This window comes from Kitasatospora sp. GAS1066B, assembly GCF_041262605.1.
Lineage (GTDB): Bacteria > Actinomycetota > Actinomycetes > Streptomycetales > Streptomycetaceae > Kitasatospora.
The window spans coordinates 36,062-60,100 of record NZ_JBGCCO010000040.1 but is presented as its reverse complement, the minus strand read 5'-3'; the positions used below and the strand labels follow the sequence as shown (position 1 = coordinate 60,100).

19 protein-coding genes are annotated in these 24,039 nt (G+C 69.1%); 12 read left to right on the top strand and 7 right to left on the bottom strand.

Annotation, left to right across the window (positions count from 1 at the left end; translation table 11 throughout):
- Positions 1-13: 13 nt before the first annotated feature.
- The 6 genes from ABH937_RS32995 to ABH937_RS32970 all read left to right on the top strand — a co-directional run bounded on the left by ABH937_RS32995 (position 14) and on the right by ABH937_RS32970 (position 9,086).
- Positions 14-751, top strand: coding sequence for a class I SAM-dependent methyltransferase (locus ABH937_RS32995; RefSeq protein ID WP_370220327.1), 738 nt, complete (start codon positions 14-16; stop codon positions 749-751).
- A complete protein-coding gene (locus ABH937_RS32990; protein WP_370220326.1) occupies positions 748-1,884 on the top strand; it encodes a hypothetical protein in 1,137 nt (378 codons plus the stop codon). The genes ABH937_RS32995 and ABH937_RS32990 overlap by 4 nt, the downstream gene beginning before the upstream one ends.
- The gene (locus ABH937_RS32985) at positions 1,881-2,831 is read left to right on the top strand and encodes a glycosyltransferase family 2 protein (RefSeq protein WP_370220325.1); all 951 of its coding nucleotides are present in this window, start codon (positions 1,881-1,883) and stop codon (positions 2,829-2,831) included. The genes ABH937_RS32990 and ABH937_RS32985 overlap by 4 nt, the downstream gene beginning before the upstream one ends.
- Before the next feature lie 100 nt (positions 2,832-2,931).
- Complete coding sequence (gene tyrS, locus ABH937_RS32980; RefSeq protein ID WP_370220324.1) at positions 2,932-4,338, top strand: tyrosine--tRNA ligase; 1,407 nt, start codon at positions 2,932-2,934, stop codon at positions 4,336-4,338.
- A gap of 81 nt (positions 4,339-4,419) precedes the next feature.
- Entirely contained in the window at positions 4,420-6,519 is a 2,100-nt protein-coding gene (locus ABH937_RS32975) for a site-specific DNA-methyltransferase (RefSeq protein ID WP_370220323.1), read from the top strand.
- Entirely contained in the window at positions 6,519-9,086 is a 2,568-nt protein-coding gene (locus ABH937_RS32970; RefSeq protein WP_370220322.1) for a DEAD/DEAH box helicase family protein, read from the top strand. The genes ABH937_RS32975 and ABH937_RS32970 overlap by 1 nt, the downstream gene beginning before the upstream one ends.
- Positions 9,087-9,193: 107 nt before the next feature.
- Here the strand turns inward: ABH937_RS32970 and ABH937_RS32965 are convergent, their stop codons facing one another.
- From ABH937_RS32965 to ABH937_RS32955, 3 genes are all read right to left on the bottom strand, one after another.
- Positions 9,194-9,631: a restriction endonuclease gene (locus ABH937_RS32965; RefSeq protein WP_370220341.1), complete on the bottom strand. Its 438-nt coding sequence runs from the start codon at positions 9,629-9,631 to the stop codon at positions 9,194-9,196.
- Between the two features lie 1,542 nt (positions 9,632-11,173).
- Positions 11,174-13,105 carry an ATP-binding protein gene (locus ABH937_RS32960; protein WP_370220321.1) on the bottom strand — a complete coding sequence of 644 codons (1,932 nt, stop codon included), beginning with the start codon at positions 13,103-13,105 and terminating at the stop codon, positions 11,174-11,176.
- Complete coding sequence (locus tag ABH937_RS32955; protein ID WP_280691736.1) at positions 13,095-13,811, bottom strand: response regulator transcription factor; 717 nt, start codon at positions 13,809-13,811, stop codon at positions 13,095-13,097. Before ABH937_RS32955 ends, ABH937_RS32960 begins: the two co-directional genes overlap by 11 nt.
- Positions 13,812-13,924: 113 nt before the next feature.
- Here ABH937_RS32955 and ABH937_RS32950 point away from each other — a divergent pair, with 113 nt between their 5' ends.
- The 4 genes from ABH937_RS32950 to ABH937_RS32935 are packed head-to-tail and all read left to right on the top strand — an operon-like array spanning position 13,925 to position 18,018.
- Positions 13,925-14,653 carry a hypothetical protein gene (locus ABH937_RS32950; RefSeq protein WP_370220320.1) on the top strand — a complete coding sequence of 243 codons (729 nt, stop codon included), beginning with the start codon at positions 13,925-13,927 and terminating at the stop codon, positions 14,651-14,653.
- Positions 14,637-16,061 carry a peptidoglycan-binding protein gene (locus ABH937_RS32945; RefSeq protein ID WP_370220319.1) on the top strand — a complete coding sequence of 475 codons (1,425 nt, stop codon included), beginning with the start codon at positions 14,637-14,639 and terminating at the stop codon, positions 16,059-16,061. The genes ABH937_RS32950 and ABH937_RS32945 overlap by 17 nt, the downstream gene beginning before the upstream one ends.
- A complete protein-coding gene (locus ABH937_RS32940; RefSeq protein WP_280691739.1) occupies positions 16,058-16,744 on the top strand; it encodes an ABC transporter ATP-binding protein in 687 nt (228 codons plus the stop codon). Before ABH937_RS32945 ends, ABH937_RS32940 begins: the two co-directional genes overlap by 4 nt.
- A complete protein-coding gene (locus tag ABH937_RS32935) occupies positions 16,741-18,018 on the top strand; it encodes an ABC transporter permease (RefSeq protein WP_370220318.1) in 1,278 nt (425 codons plus the stop codon). Before ABH937_RS32940 ends, ABH937_RS32935 begins: the two co-directional genes overlap by 4 nt.
- Here the strand turns inward: ABH937_RS32935 and ABH937_RS32930 are convergent.
- From ABH937_RS32930 to ABH937_RS32920, 3 genes are all read right to left on the bottom strand, one after another.
- Positions 17,961-19,562 (bottom strand): MFS transporter, encoded by a 1,602-nt coding sequence (locus ABH937_RS32930; protein ID WP_370220317.1) that lies wholly within the window; start codon positions 19,560-19,562, stop codon positions 17,961-17,963. The two genes, ABH937_RS32935 and ABH937_RS32930, sit on opposite strands and share 58 nt — an antisense overlap.
- Before the next feature lie 64 nt (positions 19,563-19,626).
- Complete coding sequence (locus ABH937_RS32925; RefSeq protein ID WP_370220316.1) at positions 19,627-20,412, bottom strand: alpha/beta fold hydrolase; 786 nt, start codon at positions 20,410-20,412, stop codon at positions 19,627-19,629.
- Between the two features lie 80 nt (positions 20,413-20,492).
- A complete protein-coding gene (locus ABH937_RS32920; protein WP_370220315.1) occupies positions 20,493-20,972 on the bottom strand; it encodes a cupin domain-containing protein in 480 nt (159 codons plus the stop codon).
- 266 nt (positions 20,973-21,238) lie between these two features.
- Here ABH937_RS32920 and ABH937_RS32915 point away from each other — a divergent pair, with 266 nt between their 5' ends.
- Positions 21,239-22,246 (top strand): helix-turn-helix domain-containing protein, encoded by a 1,008-nt coding sequence (locus ABH937_RS32915; protein ID WP_370220314.1) that lies wholly within the window; start codon positions 21,239-21,241, stop codon positions 22,244-22,246.
- Between the two features lie 120 nt (positions 22,247-22,366).
- Positions 22,367-22,783 (top strand): ester cyclase, encoded by a 417-nt coding sequence (locus tag ABH937_RS32910; protein ID WP_370220313.1) that lies wholly within the window; start codon positions 22,367-22,369, stop codon positions 22,781-22,783.
- 71 nt (positions 22,784-22,854) lie between these two features.
- On the opposite strand, the gene ABH937_RS32905 is transcribed toward ABH937_RS32910, so the two are convergent.
- The gene (locus ABH937_RS32905; protein WP_280691746.1) at positions 22,855-23,874 is read right to left on the bottom strand and encodes an aldo/keto reductase; all 1,020 of its coding nucleotides are present in this window, start codon (positions 23,872-23,874) and stop codon (positions 22,855-22,857) included.
- Positions 23,875-24,039: the final 165 nt, after the last annotated feature.

Sequence of the window (24,039 nt, the reverse complement as noted above, 5' to 3'; positions counted from 1 at the left end):
GAAGGAGCTCACTGTGTCGACGACTCCCGCGCTGTCCCCCGCGTCAGCCCCGGCGCCGTACCCCGTTCTCTCCCGTCAGCCCCTCGGCGACGCCACCACCCACCACATCCGGGCCGGCTACCGCCACTGGACCACCGTGGAGTACTTCACCGACACCACCGACGACGACGTCACCTGGCAGCCCGACGTCTACCCGTACGCCGCCACCCTCACCGAGCACTCCGGTCTCGACACCCTCATCGACCTCGGCTGTGGCCGCGCCGGGAAACTCGCCGCCCTGGCCGCCGAACGCCCCGACTGGACGTACATCGGCGTCGACTTCGGAGACAACCTCACCTGGTGCCGCGAGAACCACGCCTTCGGCGAGTGGATCGACGCCGACCTGGAGAAGGCCGAATACCTCCCGCTCGCTCCCGATCTCCTGCGACGCTCCATCGTCGTCTGCTCCGACGTCATCGAACACCTCCTCGACCCGCTCCCGCTCCTCGCGCTCACCCGCAACCTCCTGTCGGACGGCGCCTCCGTCGCCGTGTTCTCCACCCCCGCCCGCGAATTCCGCAGCGGCTACGACGCCCCCGGGCCGCCTCGCAATCCCAGCCACGTCCGCGAGTGGGCCAGCGACGAGTTCCAGGCCCTCCTGCGCGCCCGCGGCTTCGAGATCCACTACGCCGGCGTCACCCGAAGCGACGACGCCTCCCACGGCCTGTCCACCCAGCTCGTCACCGTCGGCCTGCCCGAGGTCCGCCGATGACCGTCACCACCACTGCCCCGACATCCGGCCTTCGGGTCGTCCACCTGCCCGCCCGCACTCCCTACGCCCGCAAACTCCACGGCCTCGGCATCCGCGCCCTGAACACCGCCCCCGAGCCCACCGAGATCCGACCCGGCCTCGTCGTCCCCGCCGACGTCACCGCTTCCTGGATCCTCGACCACACCCCATTGGACTGGCTCGACGTCCTCCACCTCCACCACATCGACCTCGAAACCCCCGCCGTCCTGGAGCGCCTCCTCGACGCCTGCGCCACCGCCGGCGTCCGCGTGGTCTTCACCGCCCACGACACCCGCCCCATGCTCGGCGGCGACAGCGACGCGGCCGACGCCTTCATCACGCGCCTGCGCCTGCTCCTCGCCGCCGACGTCCCGTGGATCTGCCTCACCGAAGGCTCTCGCGCCGACCTCGCCGACCTGCTGGGCACCGAGCCTCCCGCCACGGTCATCCCGCACGGCTACGTCGTACCGCCCGACGCCCTCCGCCACCGCGAACGCCTCCCCGGCACCGGCGTCCGCACACTCCTTTACGGGGCCGCCCGCGCCAACCGCGACCAGATCTCACCCGTCGTCAACTGGTCACTCGCCACCAGCGACCCCGCCCACACCCTGCACCTCCTTCTGCGCGCCGCCAGCCCCGCCGACTTCACCCGCGCCACCCCCAACCCGCTCCCCGTGATCCTGGACACCGCCCGCCACGACCCCCGCATCCGGATCACGATGCGCCCATACCCCACCGACCAGGACGTCCTCGACGCCGCCCTCGCCAGCGACCTGCTACTGCTCCCCTACCTCTGGGGCACTCACTCCGGCCAGCTGGAACTCGCCTTCGACCTCGGCCTCACCCCGGTCTGCGCCCGCGTCGGCCATCTCCCCGAACAACACCGCCTCCACCAGCGGCACGACCAGGCCGTCCCCGAACCCGAATGGTTCGACTGGACCACCGGCCACCCCAACCTCTTCGGCGAACGCTTCCTGACCGCCCTGGAATCCGCGACCGCCCGCACGGCCGGCACCCCGCGCCGCCTCGACCACGACTTCCTCGACTACCGCGCCCAGGAGCACAAGGACGTCCTCACCGCCCACCTCGCGCTCTACGAAGGCGGCCACCGATGACGAACGCCCCGCTACCCCGGATCTCCTGCGTGATCCTCTGCCACAACTACGGCCGCTACCTCGACCGTGCCATCACCAGCTGCCTGGAGCAGGAGCCCGGCAACTACACCCTCCACGAGATCCTCGTCATCGACGACGGCTCCACCGACGACACCCCCGAGATCTGCCGCCGCCACCAGGACCACGTCCGCATCGTGCGCCGCCCCCAGCGAGGGTTCGCCCAGACCCTCACCGACGCCGTGCTCCTCGCCGAGGGCGACTGGATCGCCCCACTCGACGCCGATGACTGGTTCCACCCCGCCAAACTCCGCACCTGCGCCGAGGCCATCACCCCCGATCGCCTCCTGATCGACCACTGGGAGACCGTCGTCGGCGTCGACGGCCGCCCTCTGCTGCCCGAGCCCCACCCCGGCGGCAACACCAGCACCCTCCTCGTGCGCCGCGACGCCGCCCACACCCTTCTCCCCGTCACCAACGAGATCCACTTCCACGCGCTGCGCGACGCCGGCCACGGCCACACCCTGCCCGAGCCCCTCGTGAACTACCGGCTCCACCCGGCGAGCATGACCGACCGGACCCTCAACGGTTCCTCCCAGCACTACCGCGCCGACGTCTGCGCGGACCTCGCCCGCCGTCTCATCGCCCTCACGGCCATCCCGCCCACCTGGGCCACCGCTGCCTCCCTGCGCCGCATCGCCTACCGCTATCGCGCCCGCTCCGCCGGCCACCGCGTGGAAGCCCGCCTCCAGCAGGGCGACCGCCTCCACACCCTTCGCCCTCTCGCCGCGATGATCTACCACTCCCTCCGCGGCCGCGCCCCCTTCACCGCCTGGCGCCGCACCCTCGCCAGCGTTGCCCGCGACCGCCCGCTCGCCCCACCGCCGCCGACCCTGGCCACCGTCCCGGCCTCGACGATCCCTCCGCTGCTCAACCGAAGCGCAACGTGATCAACTCAATGCGGCGAGGTATACCCCGATGCTAAAATCGCGTGCTTTCCCCATACCCGCTGGCCAGGCCAGCCGACAGACCCAGGAGCGTAACGACGCCATGAGCCGTCTCAGCGAGTCCGTAGTCCGCGCCATGGAGATCCTCAAGGGATCGGACCTGGCCGCGGACTATACGGTCGCCCGGCTCTTGGAAGAGACCTATCGTCGCCGCTCGCTGGACCTGACCGATCTCTCCCCAGCCGAACAGGCCGCGCTGGTCGAAGGCCGCGCGATCAACGTCATCCCCTCCGCGAGCGCGCTCGCGGAGAAGATCACCGCTGCCCAGGCAGAGGGCCGGCCGTTCGTGGTCAAGTACGGCATCGACCCGACGTCCCCGGACGTCCACCTGGGCCACTCGGTGCCGATCATCATCGCGTCCCGGTTCCAGCGCATGGGCCACCACGTCGTCTTCATCATCGGCGACGTCACCGCCAAGATCGGCGACCCGTCCGGCCGCTCCTCCGAGCGCCCGGAGCTCACCGACGCCGACATTGCCCACAACCTCAGCGGTTACCAGCAGCAGGTAACCCCGTTCATCGACTTCGAGCGTGCTGATCTCCGCTTCAACGGTGAGTGGCTGAACAAGGTCAGCCTCCCCGAGCTGGTGGGCATCCTGGCCCGTGTCCCGGTCTCGATGACCCTCCAGCGCGAGGACTTCCGCAGCCGCCTCGCCTCTGGCGACGGCCTGTCGGTCGCCGAGTTCGTCTACTCCGTCGTCATGGCCCTTGACTCCGTGGCCATCACCGCGGACGTCGAACTCGGCGGCGTGGACCAGCTCCTGAACCTCCAGATGTGCCGCAAGGTCATGGAGATCCGCGAGCAGGCCCCCGAGGTCATCATCACCACCCCGCTCATCGAGGGCACCGACGGCACCGGCGCCAAGATGAGCAAGTCCAAGGGCAACTATGTCGGACTCTCCTCCTCCCCGGACGAGATCTTCGGCCGCGTGATGTCCATCCCCGACCACCTCATCGAGCCCTACCTCAAGCAGCTCACCGAGTGGACCGACGAGGAGATCGCCACCGTCACGGCGCGCGTGGCCGACGGCACCGCGCACCCCATGGCCGTCAAGCGCATCCTCGCCGGTGAGGTCACCGCCACCCTCCACGGCCTGGAGGCCGCCGAGGTCGCCCGCGCCGAGTTCACTGCCCGCTTCTCCAAGCGGACCTTCGGCGAAGCGCAGAACCTCCCGGCCATCTCCCTCAAGGAGCACGCCGAGACCACTCTGGTCACTTTGCTCACCCAGGTCCTGGGCTTCGCCCCGAGCAACTCCGCAGCTCGCCGCGTCGCCGCCCAGAACGGCCTCCGTCTCATCGCCGAAACGGCGGACGGCGAACAGCACACCACCCAGCTCGACCAGGACGCCACCCAGCAGCCGCTGTCAGCACTCGTCAGCGAGGCCGACATCGACGGGGAAGCGACTTTCTACCTCAAGGCAGGCCGAAAGATCGCCCGCATCGACGCGTGACGAAACGTGGCGTGGTGGTGGGGCCGGTCTTGCCTCACCACCACGTATCCGAACGACTGGTTCATCACAAGGGATCTCTGCATGGCCTCGAACTCAACGCCCCGGCACCAGGGTCGCCTCGAACTGACGTGGACCGACAAGGACAAGACGCTCCTGTCGACCGGGGACGGTAGGTACGACTACACGTTCGTCGACCCGTCGGACTACCGCGTCTCCGAGGTCAGACTTCTCCACGAGGCCAGCCGAGTTGAGGCCCCGACACCGGAGACCCGCCCGGCAGACCTGCCAGAGCCGACCAAGGACAACCTCCTTCTCACCGGCGACGCGATGCACGTACTGGACGCACTCGCCAAGATCCCGGCATTCGCCGAGCAGTATCTCGGCCGGATCAAGTTGGTCTACATCGATCCACCCTTCAATACGGGGCAGGCATTCGCCCAGTACGAAGACAACATCCAGCACTCAATCTGGCTCACCCTCCTGCGGGACCGGATCCGCCAGATCAGGCCGTTGCTCGCCGACGACGGATCCGTGTGGGTGCATCTCGACCACATGGAATCGCATCGGTGTCGCGTTGTTCTCGACGAGGAGCTAGGGGAAAGCAACTTCGTCGCCGAGGTCGCGTGGCAGAAGGCGGACTCGCCCAGGAACGACACCAGAGGACTTTCGACATCTCAGGACACGATCCTGGTCTACCGGAAGACCGAGTCCTGGACCCCGAACAGAATGCCCAGGCTCGCGGCCTCGAACACGAGCCGCTACCAATCACGTGACGGTGACCCTGTGCCGTGGCGCGACGGGGATGCGACCGCGGGCAAGGCGGCGACGAACCATCCAATGGTGTACGCGATCCAGCACCCGGTCACCGGTGGTCTGATGTATCCGACTGCGGGCCGCTGCTGGGGGAAGGCCCAGTCGTGGATGCTGGAGCAGATGTCGGAATATGCGCCCTACGAGTTGCGCGACATCGGCGACGAGGTGGAGCGCGCGCGCATCTGCGGAACAACGCCGGAGAAGGTAAAGGCCGGTGTGCCAGCGATCATGCTGGCGGTACCCGTCGAAGAGGCAGCCAAGCTCGCCCGCGAGCGCTACGACGCCGGCCACTGGCCGGACATCGTCATGCTCGGCCTCCGCGAGCGGATCCAGCGCAAGAAGCACCTCGAGGACAACGGCCGCGTCCCCGAGACCCTCTGGCTGGGCAGCGAGGTCGGAGGGAACCTTCGCGGGAAGGTTGAGATCAAGGCCCTGTTCCCCGACGAGCATCCGTTCGCGACGCCGAAGCCCGAGCGCCTGCTGGCTCGCGTTATCCACATTGCGTCGAACCCCGGCGATATCGTCCTGGATTGCTTCGCTGGCTCAGGTACCACTGCGGCAGTCGCCCACAAGATGGGCCGCCGATGGGTGACCAGCGAACTGCTGGCCGACACCGTGGCCCGATACACGCTGCCTAGGCTCGCCAAGGTCGTCAACGGCCAGGACCCTGGGGGCATCACTACCGTCACCGAGCGGGTCCCGGCGATGGATGATGATGAGGACGACGAGGGCGGCCTTCCTGATGGAATGACCCCTGAGGAAGCGCAGGAGTTCAACCGTCTGCTCACCAAGGTCACCAAGGCCGTCGGAGCTGAGCTCGATGCCACTACGGTCAAGGCTCTCAAGGCAGCCACCAAGACCAAGAACGTCACGACCGTCAACTGGCATGGCGGAGGGAGCTTCACCCACCTTCAGGTCGGCGAGTCGATGTTCGTTGAGATGTCCGGGATGACTCTCCTTGCTGACTGGGCAACCCGAGGTGCGCTGGCCGAGGCGATGTGCGCCCAGCTGTCAGTCCCATACAGCCCGGAGGGGATCTTTGCAGCAAAGCAGAGCCGAACCCGCTACGTGGTCATCGACGGCATGGTCGGCGAAGGTACAGTCGCGGCGATCCTCGACCACCTGGTCGAGGATGAGGCGGTCGAGGTGTGGGCGACCCAAATTGAGGATGGTGCCGCAGAAGCGTTGAAGGCGGCACGTAGTGGGTCACGGCTCGAACTGATCCCGGATAAGGTGCTAGCCAACTACCGCCGGAAGTCAGCCCGCAGGTCGCCATTTGGCGCCGGCCACTCCGGCGCGCAGCCAGAGGAAAGCACCACCGGCGAAGCTGAAGCACCCGCACCTGTGAGCGAAGGGGAGAGCGCCTGATGGGTGAGTTGCAGTTCCAGTCCGACCTCCTGGATGAGGTGGCCCATCGCCTGGATCTTCGGGCACCGAATCGCAAGGCCATCGAGTCGGTCCTGCTCCGCACTTCTGATCACTATGACGTGCAGGGCAATTCTGAGCCGTACGAGTGCATTGTTGACTCGGCCACCGGTGTCGGAAAGACCTACGTGATGGCCGGACTCATGGAGTATTTCGCCGGGGCGGAGGCACCGGTGCGAAACTTCCTACTGCTGGCTCCCGGGCGGACAATCCGGGATAAGTCGATCCAGAATTTCACTCCGGGCCAGCGCAAGTCGCTACGACACCTGCTGCGATCCAATCCAGTTGTCATCACCGCTGACAATTTCAACACCCAGGCGACCCGGATCGCGATGGATGATCCGGCGGTTACGAAGCTGTACATCTTCACCGTCCAGGCCCTTACCTCCTCTTCCGGCGAGGGTCGCGCGACGCATGAATCCCAGGAGAACCTGGGAATGTCGTTCTTCGAGTACCTTTCGCGGCTCGACGACCTGGTGATTCTGGCGGACGAGCACCACTGCTACCGGGGCCCGGCATTCTCCCGGACCATCCGAGAGCTGAAGCCCGAGCTGGTGGTCGGCATGACGGCCACACCCGTGAAGGCTGACGAGTCAATGATCGCCTTCCGCTATCCGTTGGCCGCCGCCATCGCCGACCAACTGGTGAAGACTCCGGTCATGGTGGGTCGTCGCGACGACCGCTCCGACGTCGAGACGAAGTTGCTCGACGGGGTCAATCTTCTGCGCTACAAGACCCAAGCCGCCGATGCCTACTGTGATGAGAACGATCTGCCGCGGGTGAACCCGGTCATGCTCGTCATCGCCCGGAGCATCCAGGAAGCCGGAGAGTTCCAGGACGTCCTCGATTCCAACACCTTCGACGGCGGTGCATGGGTCGGGAAGACTCTTCTTGTCCACTCGCGGCTGACCGGAGAGGACAAGGAGAAGGCGCTCGCTGACCTCCAGGCCGTCGAGGACCCCGACTCAGCGGTCCGCATCATCATCAGCGTCGGGATGCTGAAAGAGGGCTGGGACGTCAAGAACGTCTACGTGATCGCCTCCATGCGAGCGTCGGTCTCGGAAGTCATGACCGAGCAGACCCTCGGCCGGGGCATGCGGCTCCCGTTCGGCAAATACACGAAGGTCGAGCTCCTCGACACCCTCGAGGTCCTGGCCCACGAGAAGTACACCGAACTGCTGGAAAAGCGGAAGGTCCTCAACGAAGCGTTCATCGACTACGGCACCTACGCCGAAATCCGGCGACTGGCGGATGGCAGCACCGTGGTCCGCCAGAAGACGGTGGAGGCCGAGTCGGAGGTCATCGGCCCTCAGGGGGCGGCTCCGAGCCCGGAAGGCGCCGGCACCAGCCAGGGCGGCGAGCAGGCTGCCGGCCAGCAGACCGTCAGCGAGCCCCCCAGGCCGGGCGGCGATGCCGAGCCCGCCAAGCCGACTGGCTCCGGTGCGGCAGCCGGAGTCGTGGACGTCGAAACCCGCACCCGTCAGGCACAGGAGGCCGCTGAAAAGACCTCTGTGGCAGTCCGCTACGAACCGCTGGCGGACCGAGAGCCGATTCTGATCCCGCTTCTGGTATCGGTGCCGCAGCCCGTCACGGTCAGCCTCAACGACATCAGTGACTACGGCCCGTTCGAACGGCTCGGGCGTGCCTTGACCACTGACATCTCGAACGAGTACAAGCGAACCAAGATCGTCGCTAGCCACGACGGACGCACAGCGCGGGTCAGCACTGAGACGGCTGCCGACAGGATAAGCTCCGCGCTCCCGATGGAGATCCCGCTGTCAGCCTCCCAGGAAGCCCTCGTCCACCGGGTAATGGCCGTTAAGGGCGTGCCGAACCGTCCTCTGGAGGTCGGCGCTGCCCAACGGATTGTCGGGCGCCTCGTTGAGTCGATGGGGGACAAGGCTGCCAACCACCTTTCAGCCTTCCTTGAGCGATGCGGACAGCGGCTCGCCGCCGAGGTCGCGAAGACGCTCCGGGACGCCAATTCGGGTCAGGTAACCTACTCCGACGACGTGAAACTGGTTGCCCTCTGCAAGACCCGCGAGGCACGCAAGCGGCGGGTTGCTGGACACGCAGACGGTTCGTTCGACAAGGCTGTTGCCTTCAACGGATGGAGCAAGAACCTCTACAGCCACGCCTGGTTCGACACCACGCCCGAGTTCAAGGCGGCCAACGCCATCGACAACGGCAAGAATGTCATCGTTTGGGCGCGTCTACACATCAACGACGTGCCCATCACGTGGACATCGGACAGTCGCCAGTACAACCCCGACTTCGTCGTCATCGAGGAGAAGGACGGGAAGCGCCACGGCTGGCTAGTGGAGACGAAGGCCGATAGGGACATGACCTCCGCCGAGGTGATCGGTAAGCGTCGGGCTGCCCAGAGGTGGGCCAACACCGCGAACTCCTCACCGGATGTCGACGTCATCTGGAGTTACCTCTTGGTGGGGGAGCAGGACGTCGAGGATGCGCAGGGAGACTGGGAACTCCTGAAGGGCTTCGGCCAGTAGGTTCGGCTAGGCCTGGATTGTCGGCCGTCGGCACGAATTCGGGCATCGCCAGCAGCGGTCAGGGCTGAGCTCCTTCGGTGGAGCCCAGCCCTGACGCGACCCGGGACTTATCGGCTGTCGGCTTGGTAGGTCTTCTTCCATCGGGCGCGATGGCGAGTATCACCTTGGCCTGCTCCGCTGACGTGAGCTAACGACTCCAGGCTGGCGCCGTTGTTCCAGACGCCGAAGTGGTCGCGATGGATGGCGATGATCCCGTTCTCCTGAGCGAACGTCTCGGCGGGGCGGGTGAATCGGGTTGTGGTGACGAAGATCGCGATGTCGGCCTTGAAGTGCTGCCTGGCACCCAGGAGGTCGCGGACTTCGCGGCTCGGGATGGAGGCGGTGGGCGCGTAGCGCTTGCACTGGATCACCATCGTGCGCCCGTCTGGCAGATGGCCGAGAACGTCGGCTCCGTTGTCGCCAGCCCCTCCTACTCGCTGGACCTCGGAGCACCCGTCGCGGCGGCAAAGGTCGGCGACCAGCTCCTCGAACTCGGTGCCGGTCATCTTGTCCACTTCCGCAAGGGTCCGGTGGCCGGCCCGAACGAGTTCCTCGGCCCTCCAACGCCGGTCGCCGCTGCGGAGAAGTCGGTCTGTGCGCCATAGCCTCCACGCCAGTGCTCCAACACCGCCGATCACAGCCCCGCCGAGCAGGTAGGGCCAGATCACTGACCAGAGCAGCGCGAGCAAGACGACCAGCAGAGCGCTACCGGCAAGCGCTACCCTCCACTGATTGTGCTGGCGCTTCCGTGCCGGTGATCGACGTCCACGTTGCTTGGCCATCCCGTCCCCTCCCATGGTTCTCCGGACAGTAGTGTTCAGCGTCACGTCGACCTTTGGGAAGGCCACGTCACGCCTGGTTGCCAGCGGCCATTGCTGCTGGCCGCTGGCACCACCGCCGAGCCTGGGCAGTTAATCGCGCAGGGGAGCCCCCGACGGGCCCCGGCCGACCACGACCGTTTCGGGCCGCGTCCGTTGATGCTGTCGCTCGAACGGGTGATGCCGGAGAGGATCCAGCGCAGGGGCCGCCTGGAAGTCCTACGGTCATCGAGGTGACGGTCGAATACATAAGCCACGGTGGCCCGCTGGATCAGTACCAGCTCACGCGGGCGGACCACCGGAGACAACAAGAAACTGAGCGGACCCATGCGTGGGTGGCCGAACAGGTTGCTAAGGCGCCGCCCATGTCCGAAGCGACCTGGAAGAGTCTCTGCGCGCTGCTTGGACCACCCAGTCCTCCATGGGAGTTCATGCGTTGGCGCGTCCGCCTGTACTGCGGACACATCGTCGAGGTCACGCGTCTACGGCAGAGCGAGCGCCGCGACCGTGGGGCGACGGACAAGGAACGGTGTCCGACGTGCGGCGCCGACCCATCGATCATCGTCGCCTTCGAACCTCTCGGCCCTCTTGCAGAGCCTCCAGCAAAGGCTTCACCAGACGCCCGGAGCGGCCAACCCCAGGACGCGCCGGTTACCAAACGACGTACGAAGGCTGAGCTGGAAGCAGAAAACGCTGCCCTGAGAGCCGAAGTCGAGGCACTGCGCGGCCGGGTCGCCGGCAGCACATAGCGCACGGTTGAACGCCATGGCTTTTGGGCAGACGCAGCCAGGGCACAGCCCTGTCGGTTGATCGTGGCAGCCCAATCTGTCGATTTCCCACGACTGACCGGCATCGTCCGAGAGGCGCGAGGCGCCTGCCCTATCGGCGAGGCGTTCAACGTGAGAGCCTGAGGCAGGCGCTACGTCAGCCCCAGGGGCGCAGGTGGGGGTTGGTGGGTGAGCTGATCTGGGCCGTGCCAGATCCGTGCCAGAACGGGCGGTGAAGGACGGTCAGCAGCGGTTGGAACTGGATCCGCCACGAACCCACCTGATCAGGTATCGCCGCAGGCCAGAGGCCATTTCGGCCCGAAGGACCAAGGATTCCCAAGCTTATAGCGCGAGTTCGATTCTCGTCGCCCGCTCCGAGGTAAAGCCCCAGGCCAGCGGCCTGGGGCCTCTTCATTATCTGGACCAATTTCGAGGGTCCGCAACACTTGCGCACCAGTGCCGGTCACCCCCCGTCCGTTCCGTCCGTCCTCGGCAGCCGCAGGGTGAAGACCGCGCCGTGGCCGGGTCGGCTGGCCGCGGTCACCGTTCCGCCGTGGGCGTGGGCGAGTTGGCGGACGATGGCCAGGCCCAGGCCGCTGCCGCCGGTCTGGCGGCTGCGGGACTTCTCGGCGCGCCAGAACCGGTCGAAGACATGGGGGAGCTCGTCGGGGCCGATACCCGTGCCGGTGTCCGTCACCTCGATGATGAGTTCGTCGCCCGCCGGGTAGGCTCCGACCGTGACGTTTCCGCCGCGCGGGGTGTGTCGCACGGCGTTGTCCACCAGGTTTCCGACGGCCTGGCGCAGCCGCACCGGGTCGGCCACCAACTCGGCGTCCCCGTCTGTGGACAGCACGTTCAGGAGCACGCCGGCGGCCTCGGCGCGGGCCCGGTGGGCCTCGGCGACCTGGTCGAGGAGGTCGGCGATCCGGATCGGCTCGCGGTGCAGGCGGAAGCTGTCCGCGTCGGCTGCCGCCAGGTCCCGCAGGTCGTCGATGATGTGTTGCAGCAGGAGTGCCTCCTCCAGCAGCGATGCCATCAACGACCGGTCGGGGGTGGCCACGCCGTCCTGGGTGGCCTCCAACCATCCTCGGATGTTGCTGAGCGGCGTGCGCAGTTCGTGCGCGACATCGCTGACCATCGCCTTGCGCTGCTCCTCGATCCGCTCGCGGCGTTCGGAGAGGTCGTTGAACGCGGCGGCCAGGTAGCCGATCTCGTCGTTGCCGGTCACCGGGACGCGGGCGTGTGGTTCGGTGGGGTGCTGGGCGGCGTCGGTCAGCGCGCGCAGCGGCCGGACCAGCCGGGTGGCCAGGAGGACTGAGAGCGCCACGGTGAGGGCCAGGACCAGGCCGGTGACGCCGGCGATGCGCAGGATTCCGGCTCGGGTCAGGTGGAAGGCCGTGGTGGTGGTTCCGTTGCGGTCGCTGATGAACAGCAGTGCGGCGGGGGCGACATAGGGCGCGAGTTGCTGGCGGCGGCTGGCGTCGACACAGGTCGCCACGGCCTGATCGGCGCTGTCGGCACTCGGGTTCGGCAACGGGGTGGGCGTGGTCGTAGGGGCGACGGTGGGGCCGGGCGGGGTGGCGGAACCGGTGGAGGACCATCCGGGGTTCTGCACCTGGGGTTTCGGTACTACCCCGCCTGGGCCGATTCCGAGCTTGACCGGCCCCAGCCCCTGGGGCGACAGGCAGGCGTCGACCAGCTCGCTGAGCCTGCTCAGAGCCGCCTGCTCGGTCGGGGTGGGAGCGGACAGTTGGGGAAGGGCACAGGCGGTGGCGGTGCTGTCGTCGGGGGCGAGCCCGGCGACGGTCACGTTCGGTCGGCCGCTGGGGTCGGTGCCGGTCTCGGCGGCGAATCCGCGCGTGCGCAGGCAGTCGGCGGTCCGGCCGGCCTGCGAGCGCAGGTGGGCGAGTTCATCGGCGGAGAGGGCGAACGGCCCGACGGCGCGCGGATCGATCCGGGTGGCGCCGCCGCCCGGTGCCAGCGTCTGGTCCACGTCGAGCGGGTCGATCACCGCCGACACGTTGGACGGGACCGGCGACACGTTGGACGGGCCCGGCGACGCGTGCGGGGCGGCGGCGCCACCCGAATCGACTGGCGTGCCGATGGGTTGGCGGCTCTGGGTGGTCAGGGCGATATGACGACCCGTCCTCTTCGCCAGGTCCGCCAGCACGGGGCCGACGCCGTCCCAGTCATGGTGGGTCGCCGCGTAGCCGAGCAGGGTCTCGTAGCTGCCGGCGTCGTCGGAGAGGGTCTGGACCCGTTCCTGCTGGATCTCCTGCGAAGTGGTGTTCACCGCCAGCCAGGCGGTGGCTGCGACCGAGCACACCGCGACCAGGATCGAGGCGGCCAGCAGCCGGACCAGCAGGCTCTTGCGCAGCGGGACCCTACGGCGCATGGTGGCGTCCGCCCGTGCCGTCGGTGAGCTTGTAGCCGACTCCGAAGACGGTCAGCAGGCGCACCGGGTGCCGGGGGTCGGGTTCGATCTTCCGGCGCAGGTTCATGATGTGTACGTCGATGGTGCGCTCGGATATGTAGGGGCCGAACCCGCCGGGGCCGCCCAGTAGTTGGGCCCGGCTGAAGACCTGCTCGGGGTGTGCGGCCAGGGTGCGGAGCAACTCGAACTCCCCTGGTGTGCACGGCACCGGGGTGCCGGCGACGCGGACCTCGTGGCGGTCGGGGTCCACCGTGAGATCGCCGACCCGCAGCACCGGGTCGGCCGGGCCGCCGCGCTGTGCCCGCTGCGAGCGCCGGAGCAGGACGCGCACCCGGGCCATGAGTTCACGGGGGCTGAATGGTTTGGTCATGTAGTCGTCGGCGCCCAGGTCGAGTCCGAGCAGCAGGTCGTCCTCGGCGGACCGGGCGGTCAGCACCATGATCGGGAGTTCGGACTCGCGGCGCAGGATGCGGCACACGTCGAGGCCGTCCACCCGGGGCATCATCACATCGACGATCAGCAGGTCCGGCTCACGCCGCCGGACCTCGTCGATCGCCGCGCGTCCGTCGTGGACGACGGCGGCGCAGTGGCCCTCCTGCTCCAGATAGCGACGGATAAGCTCGGCCTGCTTCGGGTCGTCCTCGGCCACCAGGACATATGCGCTCACGCTTTCGATCATAGGTGGACCGTTCTGGCATGACTTTCCATCAGGTCGTCACGTCATCGGAATCGAAAGACATCCTGACAAGTTCTTAAAATCCATTGGCGATCATCGCAGCCATGCCGAAGTCAACTGATGATCGTTCGCAGCGTCCGGACCGCCGGATGCCCCGGGCCGCGGTGCTTTCCGCCGTGCTGCTGGTCCCGCTGGCCGCGCTGACGGCGTGCGGTGCCGGTTCGGGCGCGCAGAGCAGCGCACGAGGCTCCGCCGTGGCCTCGCTCCCGAGCGCCGCGGCTCCGGGTTCGTCCGCCGCGGGCGCGTCCCCCGCGACGGGCGCGGCCGCCGGGACTCCGGCCCCCGGGACGAGCGCGGCCTCCGGGACGGGCACGGCCCCGAGCACCCCGGCGCCCGGGTCCACCGCCGACCGGCCGCAGGAGCGGCTGGACGACACGACCGCGCGCGATGCGCAACTGTGGGGCGCGTACAACGACTGCCTGGGCGCCAACGGAGTCCCATTGTCGGGCGGGATCTCCATGCCCGGACAGCCCGTGGAGAAGCAAGTGGCCCCGGGCGTTTCCATCCCCGAGGCCGCTCGCACGGCCTGCCTGCCCAAGATGCCGCTGCTGCCGCCGCAGACGGATCCGAAGCAGAACCCGAACTACGCCGCTGATTTCAGCGCCTGGGTCAACTGTATCAACGGCAAGGGCCTGAAGGTCAAGGCCTATGGCACCCCGGGCAGCGGGGACAGCGGGTGGAGCTTCGACGGGCAGCCCACGATGCCCCAGGCGCAGCAGGACCAGGTGATATCGACCTGCAAGATGGAGGCGTTCAGTGGCAGCGGGCACTGACGCCGCGAGGGCCGGCATCGACGGCGTCGGCGGCACTGACGGCATCGAGGGCGTCGGCGACATCGCCGACGTTCCCGCCACCGAGCCACCCCGGCGCGGAAAGCGCAGGCGGCGCGTGGCCGTGATCGTCGCCCTTGCCGTGACAGTCGGCATCGGAGCAGCCGGCGCGGTGGTGTTGAGCGGCCGAGGCAAGCCGCACGCAGCCGCGAGCAGCGGCGCGCAGGTGCGGACGGTCGCTGTGGTCAAGACGGATCTGTCGAACAGTCAGACCATCAGCGGCACCTTGGGTTTCGGCACGCCGCAGACCTTGACGGGTGCCAAGCAGGGCATCATCACCGCGCTCCCCGCCGCAGGAACCACCGTGACCAGGGGGCAGGAGCTCTACCGGGTGAACGACCAGCCGGTGCCGCTCTTCTACGGCGGAACCCCGCTGTTCCGGTCCCTCGACAAGCCAGGCCTGGTGGGGCGGGACGTCCAGGTGGTCGCAAGCAACCTGCAGGCCCTCGGCTACGACGTCGGTCCGCAGCCGAAGGCCGGATCCGTGATCACCCAGCCCGCAGCCGACCAGCCGTCCGGCAGCGGTACGGCTGCGCCGAGCAACGGGGGAGGAGCAGTGGCTCCGGCCGCCGGGACCAGCACGCCACCCTCCGGCGCGGCGGGCGCGGCTGCGCCCGCGGGCGGCACGAGTGCGCCCAGCGGCGGGCCGGCCGCGGGCTCGACCGCCGGTGGCAGCACACCGGCGGCGCCGACCAGGATCACGGTGGAATCGGGCGACGGGGTTGTCACCACTTCCCTGATCGCCGCGGTCAAGCGTTGGCAGGCGGCCGTCGGCCTGCAGCCGACGGGAAGCCTCGGTATCGGCGATGTGGTGGTTCTGCCGGGCGCGATCCGGATCGGCTCCCTGCAGACGCAGCTCGGCGAGCAGGGGACCCAGGCACTGATGTCGGTCACGCCGACCGACAAGGTGGTGACCGTGCCGGTGGATCCGGCGAACATCGGTTCGATCAAGCAGGGCGACAAGGTCACCATCACCCTGCCCGACAACTCGACGACGCCGGGAACGGTCGGCGGCGTCGACACCGCCGTCAAAGGAAGCACCTCCGGCACCGGCGCGGGTGCCTTGCCGGGTGGCCCGCCCACGGTCAACGTGACCGTGGCCATCGACGACGCCTCGGCGGTGAAGAGCTTCGACTCGGCCACCATCCAGGTGGCCTTCGTGTCGGGGACCGCGACCGGAGTGCTGGCCGTTCCGGTCGGCGCGCTCCTCGCGCTCAGCGGCGGCGGCTACGCCGTGCAACTCCAGGGCGGCGGGCTGGTGGCGGTCCAGACCGGGATGTTCGCGAAGGGCATGGTGGCGATCACCGGCAACGGCATCGCGGCGGGCACCCAGGTGGTGACCACCGCATGACTCCGGTGCTTGTGGTGAGCGGGGCCGGGATGGCGTATCCGGGCGGGGTCAAGGCCCTGGACGACGTCTCGCTGACCATCGACGAGGGCGAACTGCTGGCCATCCTCGGACCGTCCGGCTCGGGGAAGTCCACCCTGCTCAACATCATGGGCACCTTGGACCGACCGACCAGCGGCACGGTGGAGATAGGCGGCCACGACATCGCACAACTCTCCGACCGCCGACTGTCCGCGCTGCGCGGACGCTGGCTGGGCTTCGTGTTCCAGCAGTTCCACCTCACGGACGGACTCAGCGCCGTGGAGAACGTCGCCACCGGGCTGCTCTACGCCGGAGTGCCACGCCGCCGACGGGGCCCGCTGGCGCTGGAAGCGCTGGGCCGGGTCGGTCTGGCACACCGCGTCGGGCACCAGCCGCACCAGCTCTCCGGCGGCGAGCGGCAGCGGGTGGCGATCGCCCGGGCGCTGGTCAACGAGCCTGCCCTGGTGCTCGCGGACGAGCCCACCGGCGCCCTGGACACGGCCAACGGCAGAGCGGTCCTGGCGCTGCTGACCAAGCTGAACGACGAGGGAACCACCATCGCGATCATCACCCACGACCGAGGCATAGCCGAACTGATGCCACGTCAGATAGAAATCCTGGACGGGCATCTGGTGTCCGACAGCCGTACCGGGGTCAGCGCATGAGCAACGGCAGCACGCACAGGGGCGGCCCGCACGGCGACGGCCCGCACGGCGCCGCCACGCACAGGTCCGTCGCGAACCGGACCAAGCCGGTGCGGTTGGCCCCGGCCGATGTTCTCGGCCTCGGACTGCTGGGCATCCGCACTCGGAAGGCGCGCGCGGCCCTGTCGGCCCTGGGCATCTCCATCGGTATCGCCACGATGATCATCGTCATGGGAATTCCGGCGTCCAGCCAGCAGGCCCTGCTGGTACGGCTGTCGGCGCTGGGCACCAACATGCTGCAGGCCGCGGCCAACCCCGGCCAGAATCCGCCGGTGGTCTTCCCACCCGAATCGCCGGACATGGTCGCCCGGATCGGCCCGGTGACCGTCGCCAGTGCGGTCGCCAACACCAACACCGTCGTCGCACGCACCGACAAGGTCGACCCCGACGACGACACCGGCCTCGCCGTCCTGGCCGCCAAACTGAACCTGCTGCAGGCGGTCAACGGCAGAGTCCAGTCGGGCCGCTTCCTCGACGCGGCCACCGAGGGCTTCCCCACCACGGTGCTTGGTTCCGCGGCCGCGACCCGACTCGGCATCACCACGCTGCCACCCGGTGGGCCCGGCCCACAGGTCTACATCGACAGCCACTGGTTCACCGTCATCGGCATCCTCGCCCCGGTGCCACTGGCGCCGGACATCGACCATTCGGTACTGGTCGGCTGGGACGCCGCGAAGACCCAGCTGCGTTTCAACGGCGACCCCACCGTGATCTACGTCCAGTCCCAGGAGTCACAGATCGAAGCGGTGCGCGCGGTGATGCCCGCCACCATCGATCCGCAGGAGCCGGGCCTGGTGCAGATCAGCCGGCCCTCCGACGCGCTGGCCGCGAAACGGGATACCCAGACCGCCTTCTCCGCCTTGTTCCTCGGCCTCGCGGGCGTGGCCCTGCTGGTCGGGGGTATCGGCGTGGCCAACACCATGGTCATCTCGGTGCTGGAGCGGCGCAAGGAGATCGGACTGCGCCGGGCACTGGGAGCCAACCGAGGGCAGATCCGTGGCCAGTTCCTCGCCGAGTCGGTGGCGCTGTCCGGCCTCGGCGGTATCGCCGGCACTGTCATCGGCGCCCTCGTGACCTTCGGCTACGCCACTTCACAGGGCTGGCCGCTGGTCATCCCGCTCCAAGTGCTGCTCGGCGGCATCGGTGGGGCGGTCGTGGTCGGCATCGTGGCGGGCGTCTACCCGTCGATCCGCGCCGCACGACTCACCCCTACCGAGGCCCTGGCTTCGACCTGAACCCCCGAACCGCCCCTGCTGCTCGGCGCGGTCGTGGAATCGGTCGTGGAATCGGTCGTGGGATCGGTCGTGGAATCGGGCGTGGAATCGGGCGTGACATCGGGCGTGGCATCGGTCGGGAAGTGTGCGGCGACCCGGGCGGCGGTGGTGGTGGCGTGGCGGGTGGTGGTGGCCAGGCCGATCGCCGTGATCAGCAGGCCGCTGGTGGCCAGGATCCACCAGGCCGGGTGGCTGGCGGCGGCGAGTTCGGAGTGCCCGGGAGTTCGGGTGCGTGTGGTGACGATGGAGCCCAGGACGGCGACGCCGAGGTTGTTGCCGACCTGGCGGCCGGTGGTGGTGATCGCGGCGGACACGCCGGCCTGGGCGCGGGGCATGCCGGCCACGGCGGTGCTGGTGATCGGGGCGTTGACGAGGCCGAATCCGATGCCCAGCAGGACGTAGGCGGTGAGCAGGACCGTCCATGGCGTGGTCGCGGTGAGGGTGGTCAGCGTCAGTGCGGCCGCGGCGATCAGCAGGCCGGCGGCGACCAGGGGCGGGCGTGGGCCGCGGGCGGCGGTCAGGCGGCCGGACAGGGGTGAGGCGATCGCGGTACCGGCGGCCAGGGGGACGGTCAGCAGGCCGGCGTGCAGGGCGCTGTAGCCGCGCACGTCCTGCAGGTACAGGGTGTTGAGGAACAGGAAGCCGGACAGGACGAGGAACGCCGTGACGGCGGCGACGAAGGAGCCGGTGAACGGGAGCGAGCGGAAGAACACCGGGTCGATCAGCGGTTGTTCGCGGCGTCGTTCGTAACCGGGCAGGGCCGCGGTCGCGGCCGCGGCCAGGGTGAACAGGGCGATGATGGGGGTGCTGCCGTAGCCCTGGCGGGAGCCCTCGATGATCGCGAAGATCAGCGAGGTGAGGATCGTGACGACGAGCACCTGACCGACCGGGGCGGGGCGTCGTGGCGTAGCGGCGCTGGATTCGGGGACGAACACCGCGGCGAGTACCAGGGCGGCCAGGCCGACCGGGAGGTTGATCCAGAAGATCGAGCGCCAGCCGGCCGAGGCGACCAGCAGGCCGCCGACCACCGGGCCGGCGGCCAGGGAGAGGCCGACCGTGGTGCCCCAGAGCCCGATCGCGCGGGCGCGCTCGCGGGGATCGGGGAAGGCGTGGGTGATGATCGACAGGGCGACCGGGTTGAGCATGCTGGCGCCCAGGCCCTGGGCGATGCGGAAGGCGATCAGCCAACCCAGACTCGGGGCCAGGGAGCAGGCCAGTGAGCCGGCGGTGAACAGGGCCAGCCCGGCCTGGAACACCCGGCGCCGCCCGATCCGGTCGGCGGTGGATCCGGCCAGCAACATGAAGGCGGCGACCGCCAGGGTGTAGCCGTCGACGGTCCACTGAAGGCCGCTGACCGGGGCGTGCAGATCGCGGCCGACGGCGGGCAGGGCCACGTTGACGGCGGTGGTGTCCAAGGCGGTGATCAGCAGGCTCAGGCAGCACACCGCCAGCACGAGCCCTGCCCGCCGACGGCCGCCGTCCGTCGGGGTCTTGTGCGTCGTCATGTCCATCCTCCTGGATCGCGGGTGCAGCAGGGGCAGCAGGGCCGAGGGATGCCGGACTACAGCTCTACGCGGACGCCGGGCGCTCCCAGATCGCCCGGATGACCTGGTCGGGGGTCTCCTGCTGCGGGGCGTGGCCGGTCTCGGGGAGCAGCTGGAAGCGGGCCATGGGGATCGCGGCGGCGTAGGCGCGCCCGTAGGCGACGTCCACGATCCCGTCGCTCTCCCCCCACAGCACCAGGGTCGGGATCTCCAGCGACCCGAGACGCTCGCGAAGGGTGGGATCGGCCATGGCGGCCCCCGCGTAGACGGCGATCGCGGCCCGGTTACCCGCGGCGATCGCCTGTGCCGCGGGGGGCAGGGCCGTGGGGTCGATGCGGAAGGGCTCGGGGTTGTGGAAGGTGAGCTGGAAGACCTGATCCATGCTCAGGGAGAAGAAGTCGGCGACCGGGTGGCCGGGGACCTCGATCCCGACCGCGTCGATCAGGACGATGCCGCTCACCCGCGGCGACTTCAACAAGGCGATCTCGGCGGCGATCCAGCCGCCGATCGAATTGCCGATGACGGTGACGTCGCTCAGCGCCAACTCGTCGAGCAGCGCCTGGTAGAGCGGGGCCAGGCCGGCGACGGAGTCCAGCTTCTCGGGGCGCGCGGTGCCGCCGAACCCGGGGTGGGTCGGGACGAGCACGCGCACCTGGTGCGCGGCGGCGAACTTCTCGGCGAAGCCGGTGACCGACGCCGGTCCGGCCCCGCCGTGCAGCAGCAGGAACGGCTGTCCGGATCCGTACTCGGCGATCGGCACCTCGACCGGGCCCGTTCCGGGCAGGTTCACGCGATGGGTGACGGTGATCATGTCTGTCTCCTTGTTCGTTCTGTTCGTTGCTGATGCCGGGCGCCGAACGGTCGGCCCCGGGGTGAGCCGGTGGCACCCAACTACGGATGCGGGTGCGGGTCCTGGGCGAAGTCGGTGGCCGGCTCGGTGGCGTAGCGGCTCATCGCCTGGATCGTGGCCTCGGGCGTCAGCGGCAGGCCGCCGGCGATCATGTCGCGCAGGTCCCGGAAGTACTCGACGTAGAGGTCGGGGGTGAAGGTGTTGAGCATGACCGTCGGCTCGTCGGTCGGGTTGGCGAAGGTGTGCGGCGCTCCCGGCGGGACCATGACCAGCGTCCCGGCGGGTGCGTCGTAGGTGGTCTCGCCGACGGTGAAGCGCGCGGTGCCGGAGACGACGTAGAAGCCCTCGTCGTGCCGGGCGTGGCGGTGCTGCGGGGGCCCGTCGGTGCGCGGCGCGATGGTGATCTCACCGACTCCGAGCCGGTGCCCGGTGGTCGAGCCGTCCTCCAGGATCCGGATGCGGGTGGGGCCGAGCTGGATCGACTCGCCGTCGTCCGGACCCACGACCGAGACGTCTGTCATGTGACTCTCCAATTGGGATTGCTAGCTCTCATGGTGAGAGTTGACTCTCATCAGTGTGGAGCACTCCTGTGGATTTGCGCAAGCACACCCGCGCAGGAACCGGCTGCTGAGCGTCCCGCCGGGCCGGGTTGAGGGGTTGCCCCCGCATTCGAAGCCTAGGAACATCGGCACAGCACGGGCTTGGACCACAGCGCCAGCCAGGCAGAACATCGGCGCCAGGCAGCGGCTCCAGGCAGCGGCGGAGCGACGAAGGGGGACGGCCGTCGATGACCAGTACGGGAGTGGAGACCGACGGGCCGGGCGGGGCGGTCGGCGGGGATTCCGCAGCCCCCGACACCGCGCCGCGCGCATTCGACGCCTTCCGCAGCGGCTGGGAGACGGAGATCGGCGACGGCTTCCCGCTGCCGACCTTCAGCGCGGCCACGACCCGTGACTTCCGGGTCACGAGCCGCGCCACCAAGGTGGGCGACGTGGCCATCACCGATCTCCACGGCGACTCGGCCATCCGGACCGAGGGCCCGCTGAACGGCGTCGAGGACCAGGTGCGGATGTACGTCGTGCAGCGCGGCTCCTGGACCTTGGGCGCTCCGCTCGCGCGCGGCGAACAGACCGTGCGGGCCGGGCAGTTCCTCATCCGCCACATCGGACGGCCGCTGCACTTCGAGACGGTTCCGGACACGACGGCGAAGGTCCTGGTGCTGCCCGCCGCCATGCTGACACCGCTGCTCGGGGCACGGCAGAGCGTCAGCGGGCCGGCCGACAGCGCGGAGGTGCGGCTGCTGGTGGCCCACTCGAACATGATCTACGAAACCGTCGCCGACCTCGGGCCGGCTGGAGTGCAGGCCGCCCACAACACGCTGATCGAACTGGCCAAGTCGGTGGCGAGGTGCCGGGTCGACGACGCGGAGCCCCAGCTGGCTCCCGCGCTCGCTCAGGCCGCGAAGGACCTGGCGGACAGTCACCTGGCCGACCCCGAGCTCTCCGGGACGATGCTGGCCCGTGAACTCAACGTCTCCGTCCGCAACCTGCAGCGGGCGTTCGCCGCGGCGGGGGAGTCGGTGACCGCGTACATCCGCCAGCGGCGGCTGGAAGAAGCCCGATTGGCCCTCACCGCACCCTCCGGGCGACTGAGCGTCTCGGAGCTCGCCGCGCACTGGCAGTTCGCCGACAGCAGCCACTTCATCCGAGCCTTCAAGAAGCACTACGGCCGGACACCCACCGAGTACGCCCGCTCGGCCGTCCCGGCGCGGAACCGAGCCGGGACGGGCGGCTGACCACTTCTTGCAGTTACCGCAAGCCGGTGGACCCGGCGCCGCCGCACGGCAGATGCTCGCAGCGGACGGCAGAGCATGGGCGACCGTGCGAATTCACCGAGACGGAACGGGTGGTGCGCGATGACCGGACAGCGATCAGCGGAGGACCGGATGCGGTTCTTCGTCGAGCAGGTGCAGGAGCGGGGACGGTTCGAGCTGATCGACGATCTCTTCCACCCCGACTTCCGCAACCGCACGGCGGCGCCTGGGCAGCGCGATGACCGGGAGGCGGTCCGGGAGCTCATGACAGCCCTGCACGAGGCCTTCTCCGACCTGCGCGTCGAGATCCTGCACTGCGTCGCGGACGGGGACCTGGTGGCCACCCACAAGGTGTTCCGCGGCAGGCACACCGGATCGTGGCTCGGTGTCCCGCCGTCCGACCGCCAGGTCGAGTTCAGGGTGATGGACATCCTTCGCCACCAGGACGGGCAGTGGGTCGAGCACTGGGCCGTCGCCGACGGGGTCAGCCTGCTGCGCCAGACCGGCGCCCTGCCCTAGGACCTTGTCCGGCCGTGAAGCGGGCGAGTCCCGCACGGATGCCGTGCGGGACTCGGGGGACTCGGGGGGCGTCAGCGGCGCCGCAGCGACGGGTCGAGCAGGGCGGGCGGGGTGTCGAGCTTCTCGTGTGCGGCGAGGTCGGTGCCGGGGGCGACGATCGCGTCGATGGCGTCGAGCACATCGGCGCCCAGCACGGTGTCCGCGGCGGCGAGTTGCGCGTGCAGGTGCTCCAGCGTGCGGGGACCGATGAGCGCGCTGGTCACGGCGGGGTGCGCGGTGACGAATCCGAGCGCGAGCTGGATCATCGTCAGGCCGGCCTGGTCGGCGACCTTGGCCAGCTGCTCGACCGCGTCGAGCCTGGCCCGGTTGGCGGGGACGGCGGTGTCGAAGCGCTGCGGCATCATGGCCGAGCGGTTGGTGGTGATCTCGCGGCCCGCGCGGACCGCGCCCGACAGCCAGCCCGAGCCCAACGGGCTCCACACCAGCACGCCGAGCCCGTACTCCTCGGTCACGGGCAGCACGTGGGTCTCGACTCCGCGCTGCAGGATCGAGTAGCTGGGCTGCTCGGTGACGTAACGGCTCAGGTGGTGCTCACGGGCGGCCCACTGGGCCTGCACGATGCGGTAGGCCGGGAAGGTCGAGGAGCCGAAGTGCCGGATCTTTCCCGCGCGCTGCAGGTCGGTCAGCGCCGACAGCGTCTCCTCGTCGCCGGTGCTGGGGTCCCACCGGTGGACCTGGTAGAGATCGACGTGCTCGACGCCGAGCCGGCGCAGACTGTCGTCCAGCGCGGTGACCAGCCAGCGGCGCGAACCGCCCCGGTGGTTGCGCTCCTCGCCCATCGGCAGGCCCGCCTTCGTGGCCAGCACGATGTCGTCGCGGCGTCCGGCGATGGCCTTGCCGACCATCTCCTCCGACTCCCCGCCGCTGTACATGTCGGCGGTGTCGATGAGGTTGATCCCGGCCGTGAGGGCGGCGTCGACGATGGCGGTGACCTCGTCCCGGGTGGTCTGTCCGATCCTGCCGAAGTTCATCGCGCCGAGCGCGAGCGAGCTGACCTGCACACCGGTGCGGCCCAAAGTGCGGTACTGCATGACCGTGTTCCTCCAGTCACTGCCCTGACATCCCGCACAAGCGGAACGTTGCTCCACTTACGATACGGAACGCCGTTCCGCATCGCAAGGCGGAAAACGTGGAGGCGGGCCCGGGTGCATGATGGTCACTGCGAACGACGTCGGCCCCGGTCCGCGCACGAAGGG

Excerpts from the sequence above, each read along its gene's own strand:
- ABH937_RS32905 (WP_280691746.1), bottom strand. The coding sequence starts at position 23,874 with ATGCAGTACCGCACTTTGGGCCGCACCGGTGTGCAGGTCAGCTCGCTC.
- tyrS (WP_370220324.1), top strand. The coding sequence starts at position 2,932 with ATGAGCCGTCTCAGCGAGTCCGTAGTCCGCGCCATGGAGATCCTCAAG.
- ABH937_RS32950 (WP_370220320.1), top strand. The coding sequence starts at position 13,925 with ATGCCGAAGTCAACTGATGATCGTTCGCAGCGTCCGGACCGCCGGATG.
- ABH937_RS32910 (WP_370220313.1), top strand. The coding sequence starts at position 22,367 with ATGACCGGACAGCGATCAGCGGAGGACCGGATGCGGTTCTTCGTCGAG.
- ABH937_RS32935 (WP_370220318.1), top strand. The coding sequence starts at position 16,741 with ATGAGCAACGGCAGCACGCACAGGGGCGGCCCGCACGGCGACGGCCCG.
- ABH937_RS32920 (WP_370220315.1), bottom strand. The coding sequence starts at position 20,972 with ATGACAGACGTCTCGGTCGTGGGTCCGGACGACGGCGAGTCGATCCAG.
- ABH937_RS32960 (WP_370220321.1), bottom strand. The coding sequence starts at position 13,105 with ATGCGCCGTAGGGTCCCGCTGCGCAAGAGCCTGCTGGTCCGGCTGCTG.
- ABH937_RS32925 (WP_370220316.1), bottom strand. The coding sequence starts at position 20,412 with ATGATCACCGTCACCCATCGCGTGAACCTGCCCGGAACGGGCCCGGTC.
- ABH937_RS32975 (WP_370220323.1), top strand. The coding sequence starts at position 4,420 with ATGGCCTCGAACTCAACGCCCCGGCACCAGGGTCGCCTCGAACTGACG.
- ABH937_RS32930 (WP_370220317.1), bottom strand. The coding sequence starts at position 19,562 with ATGACGACGCACAAGACCCCGACGGACGGCGGCCGTCGGCGGGCAGGG.
- ABH937_RS32985 (WP_370220325.1), top strand. The coding sequence starts at position 1,881 with ATGACGAACGCCCCGCTACCCCGGATCTCCTGCGTGATCCTCTGCCAC.
- ABH937_RS32970 (WP_370220322.1), top strand. The coding sequence starts at position 6,519 with ATGGGTGAGTTGCAGTTCCAGTCCGACCTCCTGGATGAGGTGGCCCAT.
- ABH937_RS32940 (WP_280691739.1), top strand. The coding sequence starts at position 16,058 with ATGACTCCGGTGCTTGTGGTGAGCGGGGCCGGGATGGCGTATCCGGGC.
- ABH937_RS32965 (WP_370220341.1), bottom strand. The coding sequence starts at position 9,631 with ATGACCGGCACCGAGTTCGAGGAGCTGGTCGCCGACCTTTGCCGCCGC.
- ABH937_RS32990 (WP_370220326.1), top strand. The coding sequence starts at position 748 with ATGACCGTCACCACCACTGCCCCGACATCCGGCCTTCGGGTCGTCCAC.
- ABH937_RS32915 (WP_370220314.1), top strand. The coding sequence starts at position 21,239 with ATGACCAGTACGGGAGTGGAGACCGACGGGCCGGGCGGGGCGGTCGGC.